Source organism: Cupriavidus sp. USMAHM13, assembly GCF_001854285.1.
In the GTDB taxonomy this organism is placed as follows: Bacteria; Pseudomonadota; Gammaproteobacteria; order Burkholderiales; family Burkholderiaceae; genus Cupriavidus; species Cupriavidus malaysiensis.
On the sequence record NZ_CP017752.1, the window covers coordinates 2,556,525 to 2,574,422 of the forward strand.

General features: G+C 71.5%; 17 protein-coding genes. 11 read left to right on the forward strand and 6 right to left on the reverse strand.

What is annotated here, in order from left to right; genetic code table 11:
- The first annotated feature begins 207 nt into the window (after positions 1-207).
- Positions 208-1,095: a LysR family transcriptional regulator gene (locus BKK81_RS29490; RefSeq protein WP_071020299.1), complete on the forward strand. Its 888-nt coding sequence runs from the start codon at positions 208-210 to the stop codon at positions 1,093-1,095.
- Between the two features lie 110 nt (positions 1,096-1,205).
- Positions 1,206-2,324: an NAD(P)H-dependent flavin oxidoreductase gene (locus BKK81_RS29495; protein WP_071020301.1), complete on the forward strand. Its 1,119-nt coding sequence runs from the start codon at positions 1,206-1,208 to the stop codon at positions 2,322-2,324.
- Positions 2,325-2,405: 81 nt separating this feature from the next.
- On the opposite strand, the gene BKK81_RS29500 is transcribed toward BKK81_RS29495, so the two are convergent.
- From BKK81_RS29500 to BKK81_RS35760, 3 genes are all read right to left on the reverse strand, one after another.
- Positions 2,406-3,638 (reverse strand): CaiB/BaiF CoA transferase family protein, encoded by a 1,233-nt coding sequence (locus BKK81_RS29500; protein ID WP_071020303.1) that lies wholly within the window; start codon positions 3,636-3,638, stop codon positions 2,406-2,408.
- A gap of 79 nt (positions 3,639-3,717) precedes the next feature.
- Entirely contained in the window at positions 3,718-4,698 is a 981-nt protein-coding gene (locus tag BKK81_RS29505) for a tripartite tricarboxylate transporter substrate binding protein (RefSeq protein WP_083384534.1), read from the reverse strand.
- A 253-nt stretch (positions 4,699-4,951) separates the two neighbouring features.
- Complete coding sequence (locus tag BKK81_RS35760) at positions 4,952-5,242, reverse strand: hypothetical protein (RefSeq protein WP_156811488.1); 291 nt, start codon at positions 5,240-5,242, stop codon at positions 4,952-4,954.
- On the opposite strand from BKK81_RS35760, the gene dapA reads away from it, so the two are divergent.
- The 8 genes from dapA to BKK81_RS29545 all read left to right on the forward strand — a co-directional run bounded on the left by dapA (position 5,241) and on the right by BKK81_RS29545 (position 14,217).
- A complete protein-coding gene (gene dapA / locus BKK81_RS29510; protein WP_071020312.1) occupies positions 5,241-6,134 on the forward strand; it encodes a 4-hydroxy-tetrahydrodipicolinate synthase in 894 nt (297 codons plus the stop codon). The two genes, BKK81_RS35760 and dapA, sit on opposite strands and share 2 nt — an antisense overlap.
- A gap of 35 nt (positions 6,135-6,169) precedes the next feature.
- Positions 6,170-7,339, forward strand: a complete 1,170-nt coding sequence (locus tag BKK81_RS29515; protein WP_071020315.1) for an iron-containing alcohol dehydrogenase — start codon at positions 6,170-6,172, stop codon at positions 7,337-7,339.
- Entirely contained in the window at positions 7,336-8,703 is a 1,368-nt protein-coding gene (locus BKK81_RS29520) for a four-carbon acid sugar kinase family protein (RefSeq protein ID WP_071020326.1), read from the forward strand. The genes BKK81_RS29515 and BKK81_RS29520 overlap by 4 nt, the downstream gene beginning before the upstream one ends.
- Positions 8,700-9,731, forward strand: a complete 1,032-nt coding sequence (gene pdxA / locus BKK81_RS29525; RefSeq protein WP_071020328.1) for a 4-hydroxythreonine-4-phosphate dehydrogenase PdxA — start codon at positions 8,700-8,702, stop codon at positions 9,729-9,731. The genes BKK81_RS29520 and pdxA overlap by 4 nt, the downstream gene beginning before the upstream one ends.
- Before the next feature lie 143 nt (positions 9,732-9,874).
- Entirely contained in the window at positions 9,875-11,299 is a 1,425-nt protein-coding gene (locus BKK81_RS29530; protein ID WP_071020331.1) for a sodium:solute symporter family protein, read from the forward strand.
- A 25-nt stretch (positions 11,300-11,324) separates the two neighbouring features.
- Positions 11,325-12,518: a sialidase family protein gene (locus BKK81_RS29535; RefSeq protein WP_071020334.1), complete on the forward strand. Its 1,194-nt coding sequence runs from the start codon at positions 11,325-11,327 to the stop codon at positions 12,516-12,518.
- A gap of 128 nt (positions 12,519-12,646) precedes the next feature.
- Complete coding sequence (locus BKK81_RS29540) at positions 12,647-13,438, forward strand: DeoR/GlpR family DNA-binding transcription regulator (RefSeq protein ID WP_071020344.1); 792 nt, start codon at positions 12,647-12,649, stop codon at positions 13,436-13,438.
- A 74-nt stretch (positions 13,439-13,512) separates the two neighbouring features.
- On the forward strand, positions 13,513-14,217 hold the full coding sequence (locus tag BKK81_RS29545; protein ID WP_071022605.1) for an SDR family NAD(P)-dependent oxidoreductase: 705 nt from the start codon (positions 13,513-13,515) through the stop codon (positions 14,215-14,217).
- Positions 14,218-14,250: 33 nt separating this feature from the next.
- Here BKK81_RS29545 and BKK81_RS29550 read toward each other — a convergent pair whose 3' ends face one another.
- Entirely contained in the window at positions 14,251-15,804 is a 1,554-nt protein-coding gene (locus tag BKK81_RS29550; protein WP_071020346.1) for a tetratricopeptide repeat protein, read from the reverse strand.
- A gap of 284 nt (positions 15,805-16,088) precedes the next feature.
- On the opposite strand from BKK81_RS29550, the gene BKK81_RS29555 reads away from it, so the two are divergent.
- Entirely contained in the window at positions 16,089-17,159 is a 1,071-nt protein-coding gene (locus tag BKK81_RS29555; protein ID WP_071020349.1) for an MBL fold metallo-hydrolase, read from the forward strand.
- A gap of 18 nt (positions 17,160-17,177) precedes the next feature.
- Here the strand turns inward: BKK81_RS29555 and BKK81_RS35765 are convergent, their stop codons facing one another.
- Both BKK81_RS35765 and BKK81_RS29560 read right to left on the reverse strand, forming a co-directional pair.
- Positions 17,178-17,393, reverse strand: coding sequence for a hypothetical protein (locus BKK81_RS35765; protein WP_156811489.1), 216 nt, complete (start codon positions 17,391-17,393; stop codon positions 17,178-17,180).
- A gap of 37 nt (positions 17,394-17,430) precedes the next feature.
- The gene (locus tag BKK81_RS29560) at positions 17,431-17,823 is read right to left on the reverse strand and encodes a DUF4156 domain-containing protein (RefSeq protein ID WP_083384536.1); all 393 of its coding nucleotides are present in this window, start codon (positions 17,821-17,823) and stop codon (positions 17,431-17,433) included.
- Positions 17,824-17,898: the final 75 nt, after the last annotated feature.

The window sequence follows — 17,898 nt, forward strand, 5'->3', positions numbered from 1 at the left end:
CACCCAGCACGACAACTCCTGCCTGACGGCAACCGGACTCCCCTCTCCCGCCCGCGGGAGAGGGGCTGGGGGAGAGGGCGGGCATCCGCCAGAACGACGACATCCCCTGCGCGCCTGCTGCTTTCTCCACCTTGACATTAAGTTCTCCTATTACGATACTTCAATAATATTCATTCTCATAACGAGAACGAAAAGAGAAGCACCATCGTGGACCTGGCAGAACTCGAGATCTTCCGCGCCGTGGCGCGTGAACAGAGCATCACCCGTGCCGCCAAGCGGCTGGAGCGCGTGCAGTCAAACGTGACCACGCGCGTCAAGCAGCTCGAAGAGAGCCTGGGCGTGGCGCTGTTCCAGCGCGACAGCAAGCGCATGATCCTGACTGCCGAGGGCCACCGCCTGCTGGGCTATGCCGAGCAGATGCTGACGCTGGCCGAGGAAGCGCGCCAGTCGATGCGCGCCGATGCACCCAGCGGCACGCTGCGGGTCGGATCGATGGAAAGCGCTGCGGCAACCCTGCTGCCCCGCCCGCTCGGCCGCTACCACCACGCCTGGCCCGACGTGGCGCTGGAGATCGCCACCGGCACCTCGCGCTTCCTCGCCGACGCCGTGCTGGCCCACCGCCTCGACTGCGCCGTGGTGGCGCACCCGGGGACGGCGGTGCCGTCCGCCATCGATGTCGGCGAACTGGGCGAAGGCCTGGCCGGCACCTACCTGTGCACCGAAGACCTGGTGCTGGTGCTGCCGGCCGACCACCCGGAGGTACGCCGGCCGGAGGACGTGGCACTGCGCCACCTGGCCGCCTTCGCGCGCGGCTGCACCTATCGGCTGTGCGCGGAAGCGTGGCTGGCCGAAGGCGGTGAAGACCTGCGGCAGCGGCTGGCGGTGCGCGAGATGCCGTCCTATCACGCCATCCTCGCCAGCGTCGCGGCCGGAGCCGCCGTCGCCGTGGTGCCGCGCTCGCTGCTGGACCTGCAGCGCCACACCGCGGCCCTCCAGTGCGTGCCGGTACGCCCCGTCCATACCTTCCTGGTCAGGCGCGAGGGATTTTCCACTTCCGCCTACGAGGCCTTCCAGCGGGAGCTGCTGCGCACCTGATCGACCGCTGACCGCCACCGTCCGGCTGCCCGTGCAGGACAGGCCATCCAGCCTGAGCGCGCGGAGCGGCCGCCATCCTGCCCATCACTCGTCAACCTGGAATCCGCGCCATGCACCCTGCCCACCCCACCGACGACCGCCGCGACCTGCTCACCCGGCTCGGCATCACGACTCCGATCATCCAGGCGCCGATGGCCGGCGTCAGCACGCCCGCGCTGGCGGCGGCGGTCTCCGAGGCGGGCGGACTCGGCTCGCTGGGCCTCGGCGCCATGGATGCCGACGCCGCGCGCAAGGCCATCCGCGAGACCCGCGCCCTGACCGCCCGGCCGTTCCAGGTCAACCTGTTCTGCCACGCGGCGGCGCAGGCAAACCCGGCACGGGAGCAGGCCTGGCTCGATTACCTGGCCCCCCATTTCGCCGAGCACGGCGCCGTGCCGCCGGCCGGCCTGCGCGAGATCTACCGCAGCTTCCTCGCCGACGACGCCATGCTGGCCATGCTGCTGGAGGAGAAGCCGGCCGTGGTCAGCTTCCACTTCGGCCTGCCGCCGCAGCCGACCATCGACGCCCTGCACGCGGCCGGCATCGTGCTGCTCGCCAGCGCGACCTCGCTGGACGAGGCACGGCAGATCGAGGCCGCCGGCATCGACGCGGTGGTGGCCCAGGGCATCGAGGCCGGCGGGCATCGCGGGATCTTCCAGCCGGCAGGCGAGGACGAGGGGCTGGGCACATTGGCGCTGACGCGGCTGCTGGTGCGCAAGACCGCCCTGCCGGTGATCGCCGCCGGCGGCATCATGGATGGCGCGGGCATCGCCGCGGTGCTGGCACTGGGGGCGCAGGCGGCCCAGCTCGGCACGGCCTTCGTCGCCTGCCCCGAATCGGCCGCCGACGCCGCCTATCGCACCGCGCTGACGGTGCCGCGCCCGCGCCACACCACGCTGACGCGCGCGATCTCGGGGCGCGCGGCGCGCGGCTTCGCCAACCGGCTGACAGCCCTCGGCGCGGCCGCCGAAGCGCCGGCGGTCCCCGACTATCCGATCGCCTACGACGCCGGCAAGGCCCTGCACGCGGCGGCCAAGGCCCAGGGCAGCGCCGAATACGCGGCCCAGTGGGCCGGCCAGGCGGCGCCGCTGGCGCGCGCCCTGCCGGCCGGCGCGCTGGTGGTCCAATTGCACACCGAACTGCACGACACCATCGCCAGCCTCGGCGACCTTGCCGCGCGCGTCGGTTGATGTCGCGCGCCGGCCGGCCCTGCGCCTGGCCGGCGGCCTGGACGCGCCGCCGCTCGGGCGGGGGGCGAACGACGTAGCGGACTAGCGCAGCGTTCCTTCCTCGCGCAGCCTGGCCACGCCGGCGCCGTCGATGCCCAGCCACTCGGCCAGCACCGCGTCGGTATCTTCGCCCAGCAGCGGCGGCGCCTTACGGTATTCCACCGGGGTGGCCGACAAGCGCAGCGGGCTGGCCACCGTGGGCGCCGTGCCGGCCAGCGGGTGCGCCAGCGTGCGCGCCAGGCCGCGATGCACCACGTGCGGGTCGGCGAACACCTGGGCGATATCGTTGATGGGACCGCTGGGCACGCCGGCCTCGGCCAGCGCGGCCAGCCACGTATCGCGCGGGCGCGTGCGCATGACCGCTTCCAGCTCCGGGATCAGCGCGTCGCGGTTGACGATGCGCTGGCTGTTGGTGGCGAAGCGCGCATCGGTGCCGAGCTCGGCGCGCCCGATCGCCTCGCAATAGGCGCGGTACTGGCTGTCGTTGCCGACCGCCACGATCAGGTGCCCGTCGCTGGCGGCGAAGACCTGGTAGGGCACCACGTTCTGGTGGGCGTTGCCGGCACGGCGCGGCGCCTGGCCGGAAGTCAGGTAGTTGAGCGGCTGGTTGGCCAGCATGGCGACCTCGCAATCGAGCAGGGCGATGTCGAGCTGCTGCCCCTCGCCGCTGCGCTGGCGCTCCAGCACGGCGGCCAGGATGGCGACCGTGGCATACATGCCGGTCATCACGTCGACCACGGCCACGCCGGCCTTCTGCGGTCCGCCGCCGGGCAGGTCGTCGCGCTCGCCGGTGATGCTCATCAGCCCGCCCATGCCCTGGATCATGAAGTCATAGCCCGGCCGCGCCGCATAGGGCCCGTCCTGGCCGAAACCCGTGATCGAGCAGTAGATCAGGCGCGGGTTGAGCGCGCGCAGGCTCTCGTAGTCCAGGCCGTACTTGGCCAGGCCGCCGACCTTGTAGTTCTCCACCAGGATGTCGCAGGACGCCGCCATCTCGCGCACCAGGGCACGGCCCGACTCCGTGGTGAAATCGAGCGCTACCGAGCGCTTGTTGCGGTTCATGCTGAGGTAGTAGGCGGCCTCGCTGGTGTCCTCCCCCTGCCCGTCGCGCAGGTAGGGCGGGCCCCAGCCGCGCGTGTCGTCGCCGCGCCCGGGATGTTCGATCTTGATCACGTCGGCGCCGAGGTCGGCGAGGTTCTGGGTGCACCAGGGGCCCGCGAGGACGCGGGTCAGGTCGAGGACACGAAGGCCGTGGAGCGCGGGAAGGCGTGGCATGGCGGCGGAAAGTAGTGTTGGAAACGGACGGAGGAGGCGCAAAACCTCCTCCAGGCGGCGGCCCTGCCGCGCCTCGGCGTCAGTCGAGGGTGACGTTGGCCTGCTTGACGATGGCGGCCCACTTGCGGTTTTCCGCGTCGAGGAAGGCGGCGTAGTCGGCGGGGCTGCCGGACACCAGGTCGACGCCCTGCTCGGCGAAGCGCTGGCGCAGGTCCGGCGCGTGGGCAATGGCCACCAGCTCCTTGTTCAGGCGCTGCACGATGGCGGCCGGGGTCTTGCCCTGCACGTGGATGCCGAACCAGGCCGTGATGTTGTAGCCCGGCACGCCGGCCTCGGCCATGGTGGGCACGTCGGGCAGCAGCGGCGAGCGCTTCGGGCCGGTCACTGCCAGCGCGCGCAGCTTGCCGGCGCGGATCTGCGGCAGCGCCGTGTTCAGGCTGTCGAACATGAAAGCCGTATGGCCGGCCAGCAGGTCGGCCATGGCGGGCGCACTGCCCTTGTAGGGGATGTGCGTGAACTCGGTGTGGGTCGACGCGGCGAAGGTGGCCGCGGACAGGTGCGAGGACGAGCCGTTGCCGAAGGAGCCGTAGGTCAGCTGGCCCGGCGCCTGCTTGCCCGCGGCCACCAGGTCGGCGACCGACTTGTAGGGACTGCCGGCGCCGTTGACCACCAGCACGTTATGGCCTTCGGCCACCAGCATCACCGGCGCCAGGTCGGCCTTCGGGTCGTAGGGCAGCTTGCGGTACAGGTGGTTGTTGACCGCGCCCTGCCCGATCGCCGCCAGCAGCAGCGTATAGCCGTCGGGCGCGGACTTGGCGACGAGGTCGGTGGCGATGATGCCGCTGGCGCCCGGCTTGTTCTCCACCACCACCGGCTGCCCCAGCGCCACGGAAAGGCGCTGGGCGATGCTGCGACCGATCACATCGGTCACGCCGCCGGGCGTGAACGGCACCACCAGCTTGATGGGACGGTCCGGATAAGCGGCGTGGACGGCGCCTGCCAGGAAGGTGGTGGTGGCCAGCGCGGCCAGGGCGAGCTTGCGCAGGATGCGTGTCGACACGATCAGAATCCTCCAGTTGGTGTTCTATGCCTTTCCATGCGGCAATCGCCTTCTTTGTGCGATTACCGTGCATCCGTCGGATGCATGGCGAGGCCAGTATTTTCCACAGAAAACAGAGGTTCTTGTATGCCCGTCTTGCGCGGATAGTTCGATTATCGGCCATTGATCGGAGCGACAGGGAAGGCCGCCTCAGGCACCGCTCCGGCACGATGGAAGTGTCTGGGCAGACATGCAGCGGACCGGGTGCGCGCAGTCACCAGGCCACTTTGACGCGCATTTCCCGCACATTGCGCCAGCTTGATCGATCGCCCCTCCCTATTTTGATCGTTTCAATCAAACTCGGGTTAACGATGATCGATTCAACCAGATCATCCGCTACAATGACGGAACCGATCGGAACGTGCCGCGCATCGCGACCGAACCGATCAAACCAACGGATCGCGCGGACCTTGCCATCGATGGCAGAGGCCACCCTCGACCGCCCCGCACAACAAGCCGCCCGGCCTTCCATCGGGCGGCGCGCATGGCAAGGAGAGCCAAGCATGACCATCTCGTTCCGAGGGATCATCCCCGCCCTGATCACGCCGATGACCCCCGACGAAGCGGTCGACGAAGCCGGCCTGCGCACCCTGGTCGACCGCCTGGTCGACGCCGGTGTCCATGCCCTCTTCGTGCTCGGCACCAACGGCGAATTCATCGCACTGTCCGAAGAAGAGAAGCTGCGCATCGCCCGCATCACCGTGGCGCAGGCGCGCGGCCGCGTGCCGGTGATTGCCGGCACCGGCGCCTATGCCACGCGCGACGTCATCGCCCTCAACAGCAAGATGCTGGACACCGGCGTCGACGCGGTGTCGGTGATCACCCCTTACTTCAACGGCGCCACCCAGGCGGAACTGGTCGAACACTACCGTGCCATCGCCGCCGCCACCTCCCTGCCGGTCATGCTCTACACCATCCCGGCCAAGGCCGGCGTGACGCTGACCATCGACTCCGTGCGCCGCCTCGCCGAGGTACCGAATATCCGCGGCATCAAGGACAGCGGCGGCGACTTCGACCGCCTGCTGCAACTGATCAACCTGCGCCGCGACGACTTCGCCGTCTTCACCGGCACCGACTCGATGATCCTGTGGACGCTGATCGCCGGCGGCGACGGCGCCGTGGCGGCCACCACCAATGCCGTGCCGGGCGTCGTGATGTCGATCTGGAACCGCTTCCAGGCCGGCGACATCGCCGCCGCGCGCGCGGCCCAGGAATCGCTGCGCGCGCTGCGCGACGCCTTCGCCCTCGGCACCATGCCGGTGGTGCTGAAGACCGCCGCCGAGATGCTCGGCATGCCCGCCGGCCCCGCCCGCGCCCCGGCCCGACCGCTCGACGCCAAGACCCGCGAGCGCCTGGCCGAGGCCCTGTCCGTCTACCGCACCGCCGCCGCGCGCTGAGCCTGCGGCGCCCGACCCAGCCACCGGATCCGGCCATGACCACCACCTACCATTTCCAGACCGTCAAGCACCTCGTGCACGGCACCGGCAGCCTCGACCTGCTGCCCGAAAAGCTGGCCCTGCTCGACCGCCCGGTCGCGCGCCTGGCCCTGATCACCCAGCCGGTGATGGAAGAGAACGGCACCATCGCGCGCGTGGTCGCGGCGCTGGCGGCACGCGACGTCGAGGTGCGCGTCGTGCGCGGCGTCGAGCCGGAGCCGACCATCGAGAACATCGAGACCGTGTTCCGCGAGCAGATCGCGCCGTTCGCGCCGCAGGCCGTGCTGTCCATCGGCGGCGGCAGCGTGCTGGACGCGGCCAAGCTGTTCGCCGTGCGCCTGACCAACGACGCCCCGCTGCGCGACTGGCTGGGCATCGACCGCATCGCCCACCCGGGCGTGCCGATGATCCTGGTGCCGACCACCGCGGGCACCGGCTCCGAGGTCACCCCCAACGCCATCGTCACGCTGCCGGACGAGGCCCTCAAGGTCGGCATCGTCAGCCGCCACCTGCTGCCGCAGCTGGTGATCCTGGACGCCGCGCTGACCTTCGACCTGCCGCAGCCGATCACGGCGGCGACCGGCGTCGATGCCTTCGTGCATGCGCTGGAGTCCTATATTTCCACCAAGGCCAATCCAGTCAGCGATATGTTCGCGCTGGAATCGATGCGGCTGATCGGCGCCAACATCGTCACCGCCTACCGCGACGGCCACGATGCGCCGGCGCGCGAGGCCATGATGCTCGGCTCGATGTACGGCGGGCTGGCCCTGACCGCCGCCGGCACCGCCGCCGTGCACGCACTGGCCTACCCGCTGGGCGGCATGTTCCATATCACGCACGGGGTCGCCAATGCCATGCTGCTGCCGCATGTGATGGCCTTCAACGCGAGCGCGGTTGCCGGCCGCCTGGCCACCGTGGCGCGCACGCTGGGCATCGCCGACGCCGCCACCGGCGAGCAGGCCGCCACCCAGGCGCTGATCGCCCGCCTGGCGGAATGGACCGAAGTGCTGCGCATTCCGCAGGACCTGCGCCGCTACGGCGTGTCCGAGGCGGACGTGCCGGCACTGGCCGTGGCCGCCTCCAAGGTCACGCGCCTGATGGCCAACAATCCCAAGCCGATGTCGCTCGCCGATATCGAGGCGGTCTACCAGCGCCTGCTGCCGTGAACGCTCCCGCCATCCGCGCCCGCCTGCTGATCGTCGCCGACGACCTGTCCGGCGCCGCCGACTGCGCCGTCGCCGGCACCCGCCTGGGCCTGCGCAGCGCCGTGCTGCTGCACGCGGGCGCCGCCTGCCCGGCCGGGCAGGACGTGCTGGCGGTGGATGCCGATTCGCGCCGCGCGGCGCCGGCCGAGGCCGCCCGGCGCCAGCTCGATGCCTGGCAGGCACTGGCCGGTGCCGGCACGCGCCTGTACAAGAAAGTCGACTCGACGCTGCGCGGCAACGCCGCCGCCGAGATCGCCACCCTGGTGCCGCTGGCCGGGCTGGCCATCGTCGCCCCGGCCTATCCGGCCACCGGCCGCACCACCCGCGATGGCCGCCAGTGGCTGCACGGCGTGGCGGTCGAGCAGACCGAGGTGTGGCGCAATGAAGGCATCCCGGGACGCGCCGACCTTGGCGCGATGCTGCGCGCACAGGGGCTGCGCACGGCGCTGCTGCCGCTGGAGGCGATCCGCGCCGGCCGGCCGGCGCTCGCCGCCCGCTTCGCCGCGCTGCAGGCCGAAGGAATCCAGGCCGTGGTCTGCGACGCGCTGAGCGAGGATGACCTCGCGCACATCGCCACCGCATCGGCCGCGCTGCAGCGTGCCTTCTGGGCCGGCTCCGGCGGCCTCGCGCCCGCGCTGATGCAGGCGCTCGGCCTGGACCGCCGCGCCGGCGAAGGCGCTGACGGAGGCGCTGACGGAGGCGCTGAAGATACCGACGGCCACGATGCCGACGACCACGATGGCGCGGGAGCCGCCGCCGGCACCGATGCCGGGATCGTCCCCGGCCCCGTGCTGACCGTGGTCGGCAGCATGTCCAGCATTTCCCATACCCAGGCCGCCCGCCTGCGCGACGCCGCCGGCGACGCGCTGCTGGCGTTCGAGGTGCCGGTCGACGGCCCCGACGAAGCCGTCGCGCCGCTGGGCCAGGCCGTCGCCGCCGCGCTGCGCGCGCGCCGCGACGTGCTCGTCACGCTCAGCCAGGCCACCCGCGCCGACCCGGCCGACGGCCTGCGCCACTGCCGGCGCCTGGCCACGCTGCTGGCGCCCGGCCTGCCGCTGGCCGGCGCCCTGGTGGCCACCGGCGGCGAAACGGCGCGCGCGCTGCTGGCCGCGGCCGGCATCGAGGCGCTGCGCATCGCCGAAGAGGTCGAACCCGGCATGCCGCTGCTGCACGCTGCCCGTGCCGGCGCGCCGCTGGCGGTGGTAACCAAGGCGGGCGGCTTCGGCACGCCCGGCTCCCTGCATGCCGCGTGGAGGCGCCTGTCCGCCGCCACGCCCGTGGACGCGCCGCGCGCGCCCATCCGAACCAAGGAAACCCTGCAATGACTGCAACGAGCTACCGGCCGGTCATCGGCATCACCATGGGCGACGCCGCCGGCGTCGGCCCCGAGATCATCATGAAGGCGCTGTCGCATCGCGCGGTCTACGAGCAATGCCGCCCGATCGTGGTCGGCGACGCCGCTCGCCTGCGCGACGCCGGCCGCCGCGCCGGCACGGCGCTGGAAGTGCGCACCGTCGCGCAGCCGGCCGATGCCGTGTTCCGCCCCGGCATCGTCGATTGCATCGACCTCGGCCTGATTCCCGCCGACCTGCCCTACGGCCAGCTGTCGGCCGTGGCCGGCGACGCCGCCTACCGCTACATCGCGCGCACCGTCGAGCTGACCTCGGCCGGCGAATTCGATGCCATCTGCACCGCGCCGCTCAACAAGGAAGCGCTGCATGCCGGCGGCCACATCTTCCCCGGCCACACGGAGATGCTGGCGCACCTGACCGGCATCGACGAGGTGTCGATGATGCTGGTGGCGCCGAACCTGCGCGTGATCCACGTGACCACCCATATCGGCCTGCTCGATGCCATCCGCCGCATCGAGCCGGGCCTGGTCCAGCGCACCATCGAGCGCGCCCACACCACGCTGGTGCGCGCCGGCATCGCACAGCCCCGCATCGGCGTGTGCGGCATCAACCCGCATGCCGGCGAGAACGGCCTGTTCGGCTACGGCGAAGAGGAAGAGAAGATCATCCCGGCGGTGCAGGCGCTGCAGGCGCGCGGCTGGCAGGTGGAAGGCCCGCTGCCCGCCGACACTCTGTTCTTCCGCGCCGGCCGCGGCGACTTCGACGTGGTGGTGGCGATGTACCACGACCAGGGCCACGGCCCGGTCAAGGTGATGGGGCTCGAAGCCGGCGTCAACATCACCGTCGGCCTGCCCGTGATCCGCACCTCGGTCGACCACGGCACCGCCTTCGACATCGCCGGCAAGGGCATCGCGGACGAACGCAGCATGCTGGAGGCGCTGCGCCAGGCCTGCGAGCTGGCCACGCGGCGCGAGCAGGCCCGGCCGGCGCAGGCTGCCTGATCCCTCTCACGCACGCACTTTCTCACCCTCGCGCCGGGGCCGCCGCGACCCCGCGCAACGCAGAACAGACACCGCAGCACCCAGAGCCGGCACCGACAAGCCGGCCCCGCGGGAATCCTCCCGCGCCTGACCAGGAGACAGAGATGACGTCCTTCTCGCATGGGGACACCGTCCTCATCATCGCCATGGTGGCGGTCTACATCGTGGTGACCAGCGTGGCCAGCGTGCGCCTGCGCAGCCGCGATTCCGAGCAGTTCATGGTGGCGGGCCGCTCGATGCCGGCCGTGGTGGTGGCGGTGCTGCTGATGTCGGAGTACATCGGCGCCAAGTCCACCGTCGGCACCTCCCAGGAAGCCTTCAACGTGGGCATCGCCGCGTCCTGGTCGGTGATCTCGGCGGCCATCGGCTTCCTGCTGTTCGGCCTCTTCATGGCCAAGCGGCTCTATGCCTCGGGCGAGTTCACCATCTCCGGCTTCATCGCCCGCAAGTACGGCAACGGCGCCAAGCTGGTGGTCTCCGCCATCATGATCTACGCCCTGCTGCTGGTGAACGTCGGCAACTATGTCAGCGGCGCGGCGGCCATCTCCACGGTGATGCACGTCGACCTGACCACCGCGGCGCTGATCACCGCCGCCATCAGCACCATCTACTTTGCCTGGGGCGGCCTCAAGAGCGTGGCCTACCTGACCATCTTCCACAGCGCCGTCAAGCTGCTCGGCATCGGCATCCTGGTGGCCGTGGCCTGGCGCCTCACCGGCGGCCTGGCGCCGATGGTGCGGACCATGCCCGAGCATTACTTCACCTGGCACGGCGCGCTCAGCAGCGGCACCATCGGCGCCTGGATCATCGGCTCGGCGGGCGCCATCTTCTCCACCCAGTTCATCATCCAGGCCATTTCCGCCACCAAGAGCCCGGCGGCGGCGCGCCAGGCCTCGCTGATGGCCGCCGTGCTGTGCGTGCCGATCTCGATCGCGCTGGGCTTCATCGGCGTCGCCGCCAAGTACCTCTACCCCGAGATCAAGAGCCTGTACGCGCTGCCGGTCTTCCTGCAGCACATGCACCCGCTGCTGGCCGGCGTGGTCACCACCTCGCTGGTGGCCTCGATCTTCGTCAGCGTCTGCACCGTGGCCCTGGCCATCGCCTCGCTGATCGTCAAGGACTTCTACGTGCCGCGCTACCGCCCCACGCCTGAGCAGGAGCTGCGCGCGACGCGCTGGATCTCGCTGGCGGTCGGCTTCGTGCCGCTGGTGTTCGTGCTGTTCGTGCCGCAGATCCTGGCGCTGTCCTTCTTCACCCGCGCGCTGCGCCTGTCGGTCTCGATCGTGGCCCTGATCGGCATCTACCTGCCCTTCTTCGGCAGCAGCCGCGGCGCCGTCGCCGGCCTGGTGCTGGCGGCCGTGGCCACCACCGCCTGGTACCTGCTGGGCAACCCCTTCGGCATCGACAATATGTACGTCGCGCTGGTGACGCCGGCGCTGGTCCTGGTGGTCGAGAAGCTGTTCGCGCCGGCCCGCGCCGCCCAGGGCGCGCCCGCCGCCGGCGCCCGCCCGAACGGCTCCGCGCAATGACCCAACCCCTCACCCGACACACGCCATGAACGCCATCGTCCAGCCCGCCGCCGCCCTCGCGCTCACCGCCAGCGACGGCGAAGTGCACCTCGCCAGCACCGACGCCGGCCGCCGCGAGGCCTTCCTGCCGACGCCCTGCGTGCAGAACCATGCCGCCAACCTGCTCGCCCTGCCCGGCGGCGACCTGCTGTGCGCCTGGTTCGGCGGCACCCAGGAAGGCATTCCCGACGTCTCGATCTACCTGTCCCGGCTGCCGGCCGGCGGCCGGCGCTGGACGCCGCCGCTGAAGCTGTCGGAGGATCCGGCGCGCTCCGAACAGAACCCGGTGCTGTTCGCCGCGCCGGACGGCCGCCTCTGGCTGCTCTACACCGCCCAGCTCTCCGGCCACCAGAACACCGCCATCGTGCGCCGGCGCATCTCCGACGACGGCGGCCGCAGCTGGGGCCCGATCGAGACCCTGTTCGACCGCCCCGGCACCTTCGTGCGCCAGCCCATCGCCGTGCTGCCCGACGGCGCCTGGGCCTGCCCGGTGTTCCTGTGCCGCACCCAGCCGGGCGAGCGCTGGGTCGGCAACGACGACGTCAGCGCCGTGATGGTGTCCGAAGACCAGGGCCTGACGTGGCACGAGCACGTGGTGCCCGACAGCGTCGGCTGCGTCCACATGAACGTGCAGCCGCTCGCCGATGGCAGCCTGCTGGCGCTGTACCGCAGCCGCTGGGCCGATGCCATCTACGCCAGCCGCTCGCGCGACGGGCGCCACTGGAGCGCGCCTGAGCCGACCGGGCTGCCCAACAACAACTCCTCGATCCAGTTCGTGGCGCTGCGCAACGGCCATCTGGCGCTGGTGTTCAACGAGAGCGATGCCTCCCACAGCAGCGAGCGGCGCGCTTCCCTCTACGACGACATCGAGGATTCGGAGGACAGCGGCGAGTTGCGCGAGCAGCAGGCATCGGCACGCGGCACCGCCTTCTGGGGCGCGCCGCGCGCGCCGCTGTCGCTGGCCATTTCCGAGGACGGCGGGCGCACCTGGCGCCGCCGGCGCAACCTGGAAATCGGCGACGGCTACTGCATGACCAACAACTCGGCCGACCAGCGCAACCGCGAGTACTCCTACCCCTCCATCGTGGAAGGCCCCGACGGCACGCTGCATATCGCCTTCACCTACTTCCGCCAGCGCATCAAGTACGTGGCGGTGGCCGAGTCCTGGGTGCGCGGCTGAGCGCGCCGAGCGCGGCGGCAGGCGGGCGGGCACGCGGCGGACGCCGCGCCGGCGGGATTTGCTACATTGGACCCCTGCCGCGGCCCGCCCCCCCGGGCCGCGCCGTCACGGGTACAGGAACGCCACCAATGAAAGTCACCAAGCGCCGCGAGGCCATGCTGAACGCCGTCCTCAACGGCATGAACGATGTCGCCACGCTGTGCGAGCACTTCGGCATGTCGGAAGCCACGGTACGCCGCGACCTGCGCGCGCTGGCCTCGGACCGCCGCATCCTGCGCACCTACGGCGGCGCGGCCGCGGTCGGCTCGCACGAGCCGGAGGCGCCGCTGGAGGAGCGCCGCGTCAGCGGCAAGGCGCAGAAGGCGGCCATCGCCCGCGCCGCGTTCGCCCATATCGCCGACGGCGACACGGTCTTCCTCGACGGCGGCACCACCACGGCCGCGCTGGCCCCCCACCTGCCCGGAAAACAGGTGAGCGTGGTCACCAACAACCTGCTGGTGGTGGCCGCGCTGGCCGCCGCGGGGATGCCGGTGACGCTGATCGGCGGCGAGGTGCGCGCCTCCAGCATGAGCACGCTGGGCGCGCTGGCCCAGCTCTCGCTGAGCCGCATCAGCGTCGACAAGGCCTTCCTCGGCGCCGACGGCGTGGTGGCCCGCAACGGCCTGTGCGAAGCCTCGGCCGAGCAGGCCTACCTGAAGGAATGCGTGATCCGCCAGTCGGCGCACGTATTCGTGCTGGTCACCGCCGACAAGGTCGGCCACGCCAGCCAGCAGCACTGGACCCCGATCGAACGGCCCTGGACCCTGATCACCGACCAGGACGTCACGCCGGAGCAACTGGCGCCGTTCGAGGCGCGCGGCGATGTGCGCGTGGAAACGGTGGGGCAGTCCGGCCCCGGGACGGCAAACGCCGCCGGATAGGCAGCGGGCCCTGCCCTTTTCCCTTCATCTTGGTCTTACGTAGCAAGTACCGCTCCATCATGCACCGCTCCATCATGCCTGCCACGCCAAGCCGCCCCGCTCGGGCGCGCCATGCCATCGTGACCGGGGCCTCGTCCGGGATCGGGCACGCCATCGCCATGCGCCTGCTGCAGGAGGGCTGGCGCGTCACCGGCCTGTGCCGCACGCCGCCGTCCGAGGCCATCGAGGGCCTCACCTGCGAGGCGGTCGACGTCGGCGACCTCGCCCGCCTGGCACAGGTCTGCGAGCGCCTCGGTGCCGTCGATGCCGTGGTGCATGCGGCCGGCTTCATGCGCACGGCAGCGCTGGGCGAGCTGTCGATGGAAGACGGCGCGGCAATGTGGCGGGTCCACGTCGAAGCGGCTGCCTGCCTGGCCGACCGGCTGGCGCCGCGCATGCACGCCGGCGGCCGCATCCTGCTGATCGGCAGCCGCACCGCCAACGGCGCGCCCACGCGCAGCCAGTACGCCGCCACCAAGGCCGCCCTGGTGGGCATGGCCCGCTCCTGGGCCGCCGAACTGGCGCCGCGCGGCATCACCGTCAACGTGATCGCCCCGGGCGCCACCGATACGCCATTCCTGCGCGATCCGGGCCGCGCCGGCACGCCGCCGCGCCTGCCGCCGATCGGGCGCTTCGTCGCACCGGAAGAGGTGGCCGCGCTGGCGTCCTTCCTGCTGGGCGAGTTCGGCGGCGCCGTCACCGGCCAGCAGATCGTGATGTGCGGCGGCGCCTCGCTCTGAGCGCCGGCACGCCAGGCGGCACCGCGGCCTGCCTCAGGACTCCGCCAGGCGCTCCCGCAACGCCGCCTGCACCTGCGCCATCACCGACGCCCAGTCGCCGCGGCGCGGCTGGCGGAACAGCCGCGTGCCCGGATACCACGGGCTGTCTCCGCGCGCCAGCTGCCAGCGCCAGTCAGGCGTGAACGGCAGCAGGATCCACGCCGGCTTGCCGAGCGCGCCGGCCAGGTGGGCGACCGCGGTGTCGACGCAGATGACCAGGTCGAGCTCCGCGACCAGCGCCGCGGTATCGCGGAAGGCATGCAGGCCCGGCGCGGCATCGCGCAGCGCCGGCAGCTCCTGCCAGGCGGCCAGGTCACCGGGCCTGGGGTCTTTCTGCAGCGCGATGAAGTCGGCCGGCGCGGCCAGCAGCGGCGCCCAGTCCTGCAAGCGCATCGAGCGGTTGCGGTCGTTCAGGTTGGTGGCGCTGCCGGCCCAGGCGATGCCGACGCGCGGCCGCGCGCGCGGCCCCAGCCAGGACGTCCACTCGGCGCGCCGCGCCGGATCCGCCTGCAGGTAGGGCACGCGGTCCGGAATCTGCGGCGCGGCCTTCCACAAGGCCAGCGGCAGGCTCATCAGGGGACAGTGGTAGTCGTACGGCGGCAGCGGCTCGCTGCGGCCGATCACTGCGGCCACCCCCGCATAGCCCTCCAGCAGCGTGCACAGCGCGTCCTGGACGCGCAGCACCAGGGTGGCGCCGCTGCCGGCGAGCCGCTCGACGTAGCGCACGAACTGCAGCGTATCGCCGAAGCCCTGCTCGCTGTGCAGCAGCAGCGTCTTGCCGGCCAGCGGCTTGTCGCCCAGCCAGGGTTCGCCGGACAGTCCGTGGTGCGGCTGCGCGCCGCTGCGCCAGCGCCACTCGTACTCGCGCCAGCCATGCTCGAACTGGCCCAGCAGCAGGTTGGTGCTGGCGCGGTTGGCACGCGCGCCGGCATTGTTCGGGTCGAGCTGCAGCGCCTTCTTGAACAGGCGCAGCGCCTCGTCGAACCGGTGCAGCTCCGCCAGCGCCACACCGAGGTTGGCGTGCGCATCGGCACTGTCGGGCTTGCGCTCGATGGCGCGCCGGTAGGCCTCGGCCTCCTCCTCGTAGCGCTCCAGCAGGCCGAGCGCGCGTCCCATGTTGTAGTGGACCTCCCAGGAACCCGGCTGCCACGCCGCCACCTGGCGCAGGCGCTCCAGCGCGCCGGCGTGGTCGCCCAGGGCCGACAGCGACATGGCCGCCGCGTGCAGGGCGCCGGCCTGGCGCGGCCCCTGCGCGCCCGCCTGGTCCAGCAGCGCCACCGCGCGCGCGTGGTTGCCGGCGGCCTGGTGCGCCATGCCGGCCGCGCCCAGCCGTTCCGCGTCGGGCGGCAGCACTGCCAGGGCGCGCTCGAAATAGGCGGCGGCCTCGGCCGGCTGCCCCTGACGCAGCGCGATGTAGGCCAGTCCCTCGAGGGCATCGCCGTGGCCGGGATCGGACTGCAGCACGGCCTCCAGCTGCTGCGCGGCGGCATCGAGCCGGCCGCTGTCGAAAAAGCGCTGCGCCGCGTCGAGCCGCGCGGCAAGGTTCATCTGGACTGTCATCGGCGAGAGAAGAGACGGAAGCTGCCCGGGCAGCGCCAGCACGGCGGCCGGCGGGGCAGAGCCGGGATTATAAGAGCGGCCGGGGCAGGGCCGCCGCCCCCGGCCGGTGTGCCGCGGCGGCCGCGTGCCGCCCGCCTCGCGCGCGGACCCGCGACGCGATGCGCCGGGCCCTCCCTGCACGCGGACGCTCCGGTCCCGGCCGTTCTGCAGTAAGCTGCAGCATCCCCAACCGATCCGGCGGGCGTGCGCAGCACCCGCCGGGCCATGACACCGTGACAGAAAAACAAGACCGTCCGCAGGACACCCCCGAGACAGCCCTGACCTATCCCTTCGCCGCCCCGCCCGCGCCCGGCAGCGTGCTCGAAGTCGCCCCCGGCGTGCACTGGATCCGCATGCCGCTGCCGTATTCGCTCGACCACATCAACCTGTGGTCGATCGCCGACGGCGATGGCTGTGCCGTGGTCGACACCGGCGTGCGCACGGACGAGACCGTGGCCATCTGGCGCAGCCTCGGCAACAGCGTCCCCGGACTCGACAAGGTCACGCGCGTGTTCGTCACCCACATGCACCCCGACCACGTCGGCATGGCCGGCTGGCTCACACGCAAGTTCGACTGCAGGCTGTGGATGAGCCGCCTCGAATACCTCAACTGCCGCGTGACGACCTCCGACACCGGCCGCGAGGCACCGCCCGACGGCGTGGCCTTCTACCGTGCGGCCGGCTGGAGCGAGACCGCCCTGGAGGCCTACCGCGCCCGCTTCGGCCGCTTCGGCCAGCACATCCACGCCCTGCCCGACAGCTTCCGCCGCCTGCAGGACGGCGATGAGATCACGATCGGCGACCACGCCTGGCGCGTCGTCATCGGCATGGGCCACTCGCCCGAGCATGCCTGCCTCTACAGCCCGGCGCTCAAGCTCTTCATTTCCGGCGACCAGGTGCTGCCGCGCATCTCGTCCAACGTCTCGGTCTACCCGATGGAGCCAGACGCCGACCCGATCGCCGACTGGTACGCCTCGCTGGACAAGATCCAGCGCCAGGTGCCGGACGACGTGCTGGTGCTGCCGTCGCACAACGAGTGCTTCCGCGGCCTGCACGCCCGCCTCGACAAGCTGCGCCGCGGGCAGGACAAGAGCCTGCAGCGGCTGCGCGAGGTCCTGGGCGAGCCGCGCCGCGCGGTCGACGTGTTCGGCGCGCTGTTCTCGCGGCCCATCGCCGAATCCGACCGTGCCCTGCTGGGCCTGGCGACCGGCGAGAGCATCGCCTGCCTGAACCACCTGGTGCATCGCGGCGAGGCGAGCCGGACCGTGCGCGACGACGGCGTGATCCTCTACCAGCGCACCTGAGCCGGCCGGCTGTTGCCCTCACCGCTGTCCCGGCGCGGCTGTCGCGCGGGGCGCGACCGGCACGGTGGCGCCTGCCGGCAAGGCCCGCGGCAGAACCGGCCCTTGCTGACCGGTCGGGCCGTACGCCGCGCGAACCTGCACAGGCGCCACGGCTGCCGGCCTGGCTTCCTGCGCATCGGCCCCGCAAGCGGCCAGCCGCGGCACGCCGAGCATCACGGCGAGCAGAGCTTTCATGGCGCACGCTCCGCGCGTGACGTCTCAGCGTGACGACTCATAGCGGCGGGCAGTGGTACACATTGCCGGTCAGGGTCACGTTGGTCTGCGCCAGGTTGTCGCGCGAACCGGTCTGCCCGGCGCGCTGGGTGAGCAGGGTGACGACATTGCCGCCGAGCGCCGCAGCCTTGTTCTTCAGGTCATTGCGCGCGCCCGTTTCCAGGTCCGCATTGGAAGTGATCGCGCCGCGCAGGAAATCGCCCTGGCTGCCGGTGACATCGCCGAGAAAGCGGCACGATGGACCAGGTTCGACCTGCGTGACGCGCACCCGTGCGGCATCCGGGTTCGACGGTGTGATCGGCGCGCAGGCGGACAGCAGGCAGAGGCAGGCGGCGGGCGGGGCGAGGCGGCGGACGGTAGCGAGCGATGGCATGGCAAAAGAGAGTGGCATCAGGATTCCGATCTGAAAAATTATCGTAAAACAGAAATCTTTTTCTGTTGTACAATACTTTCCATTCCGATGCAA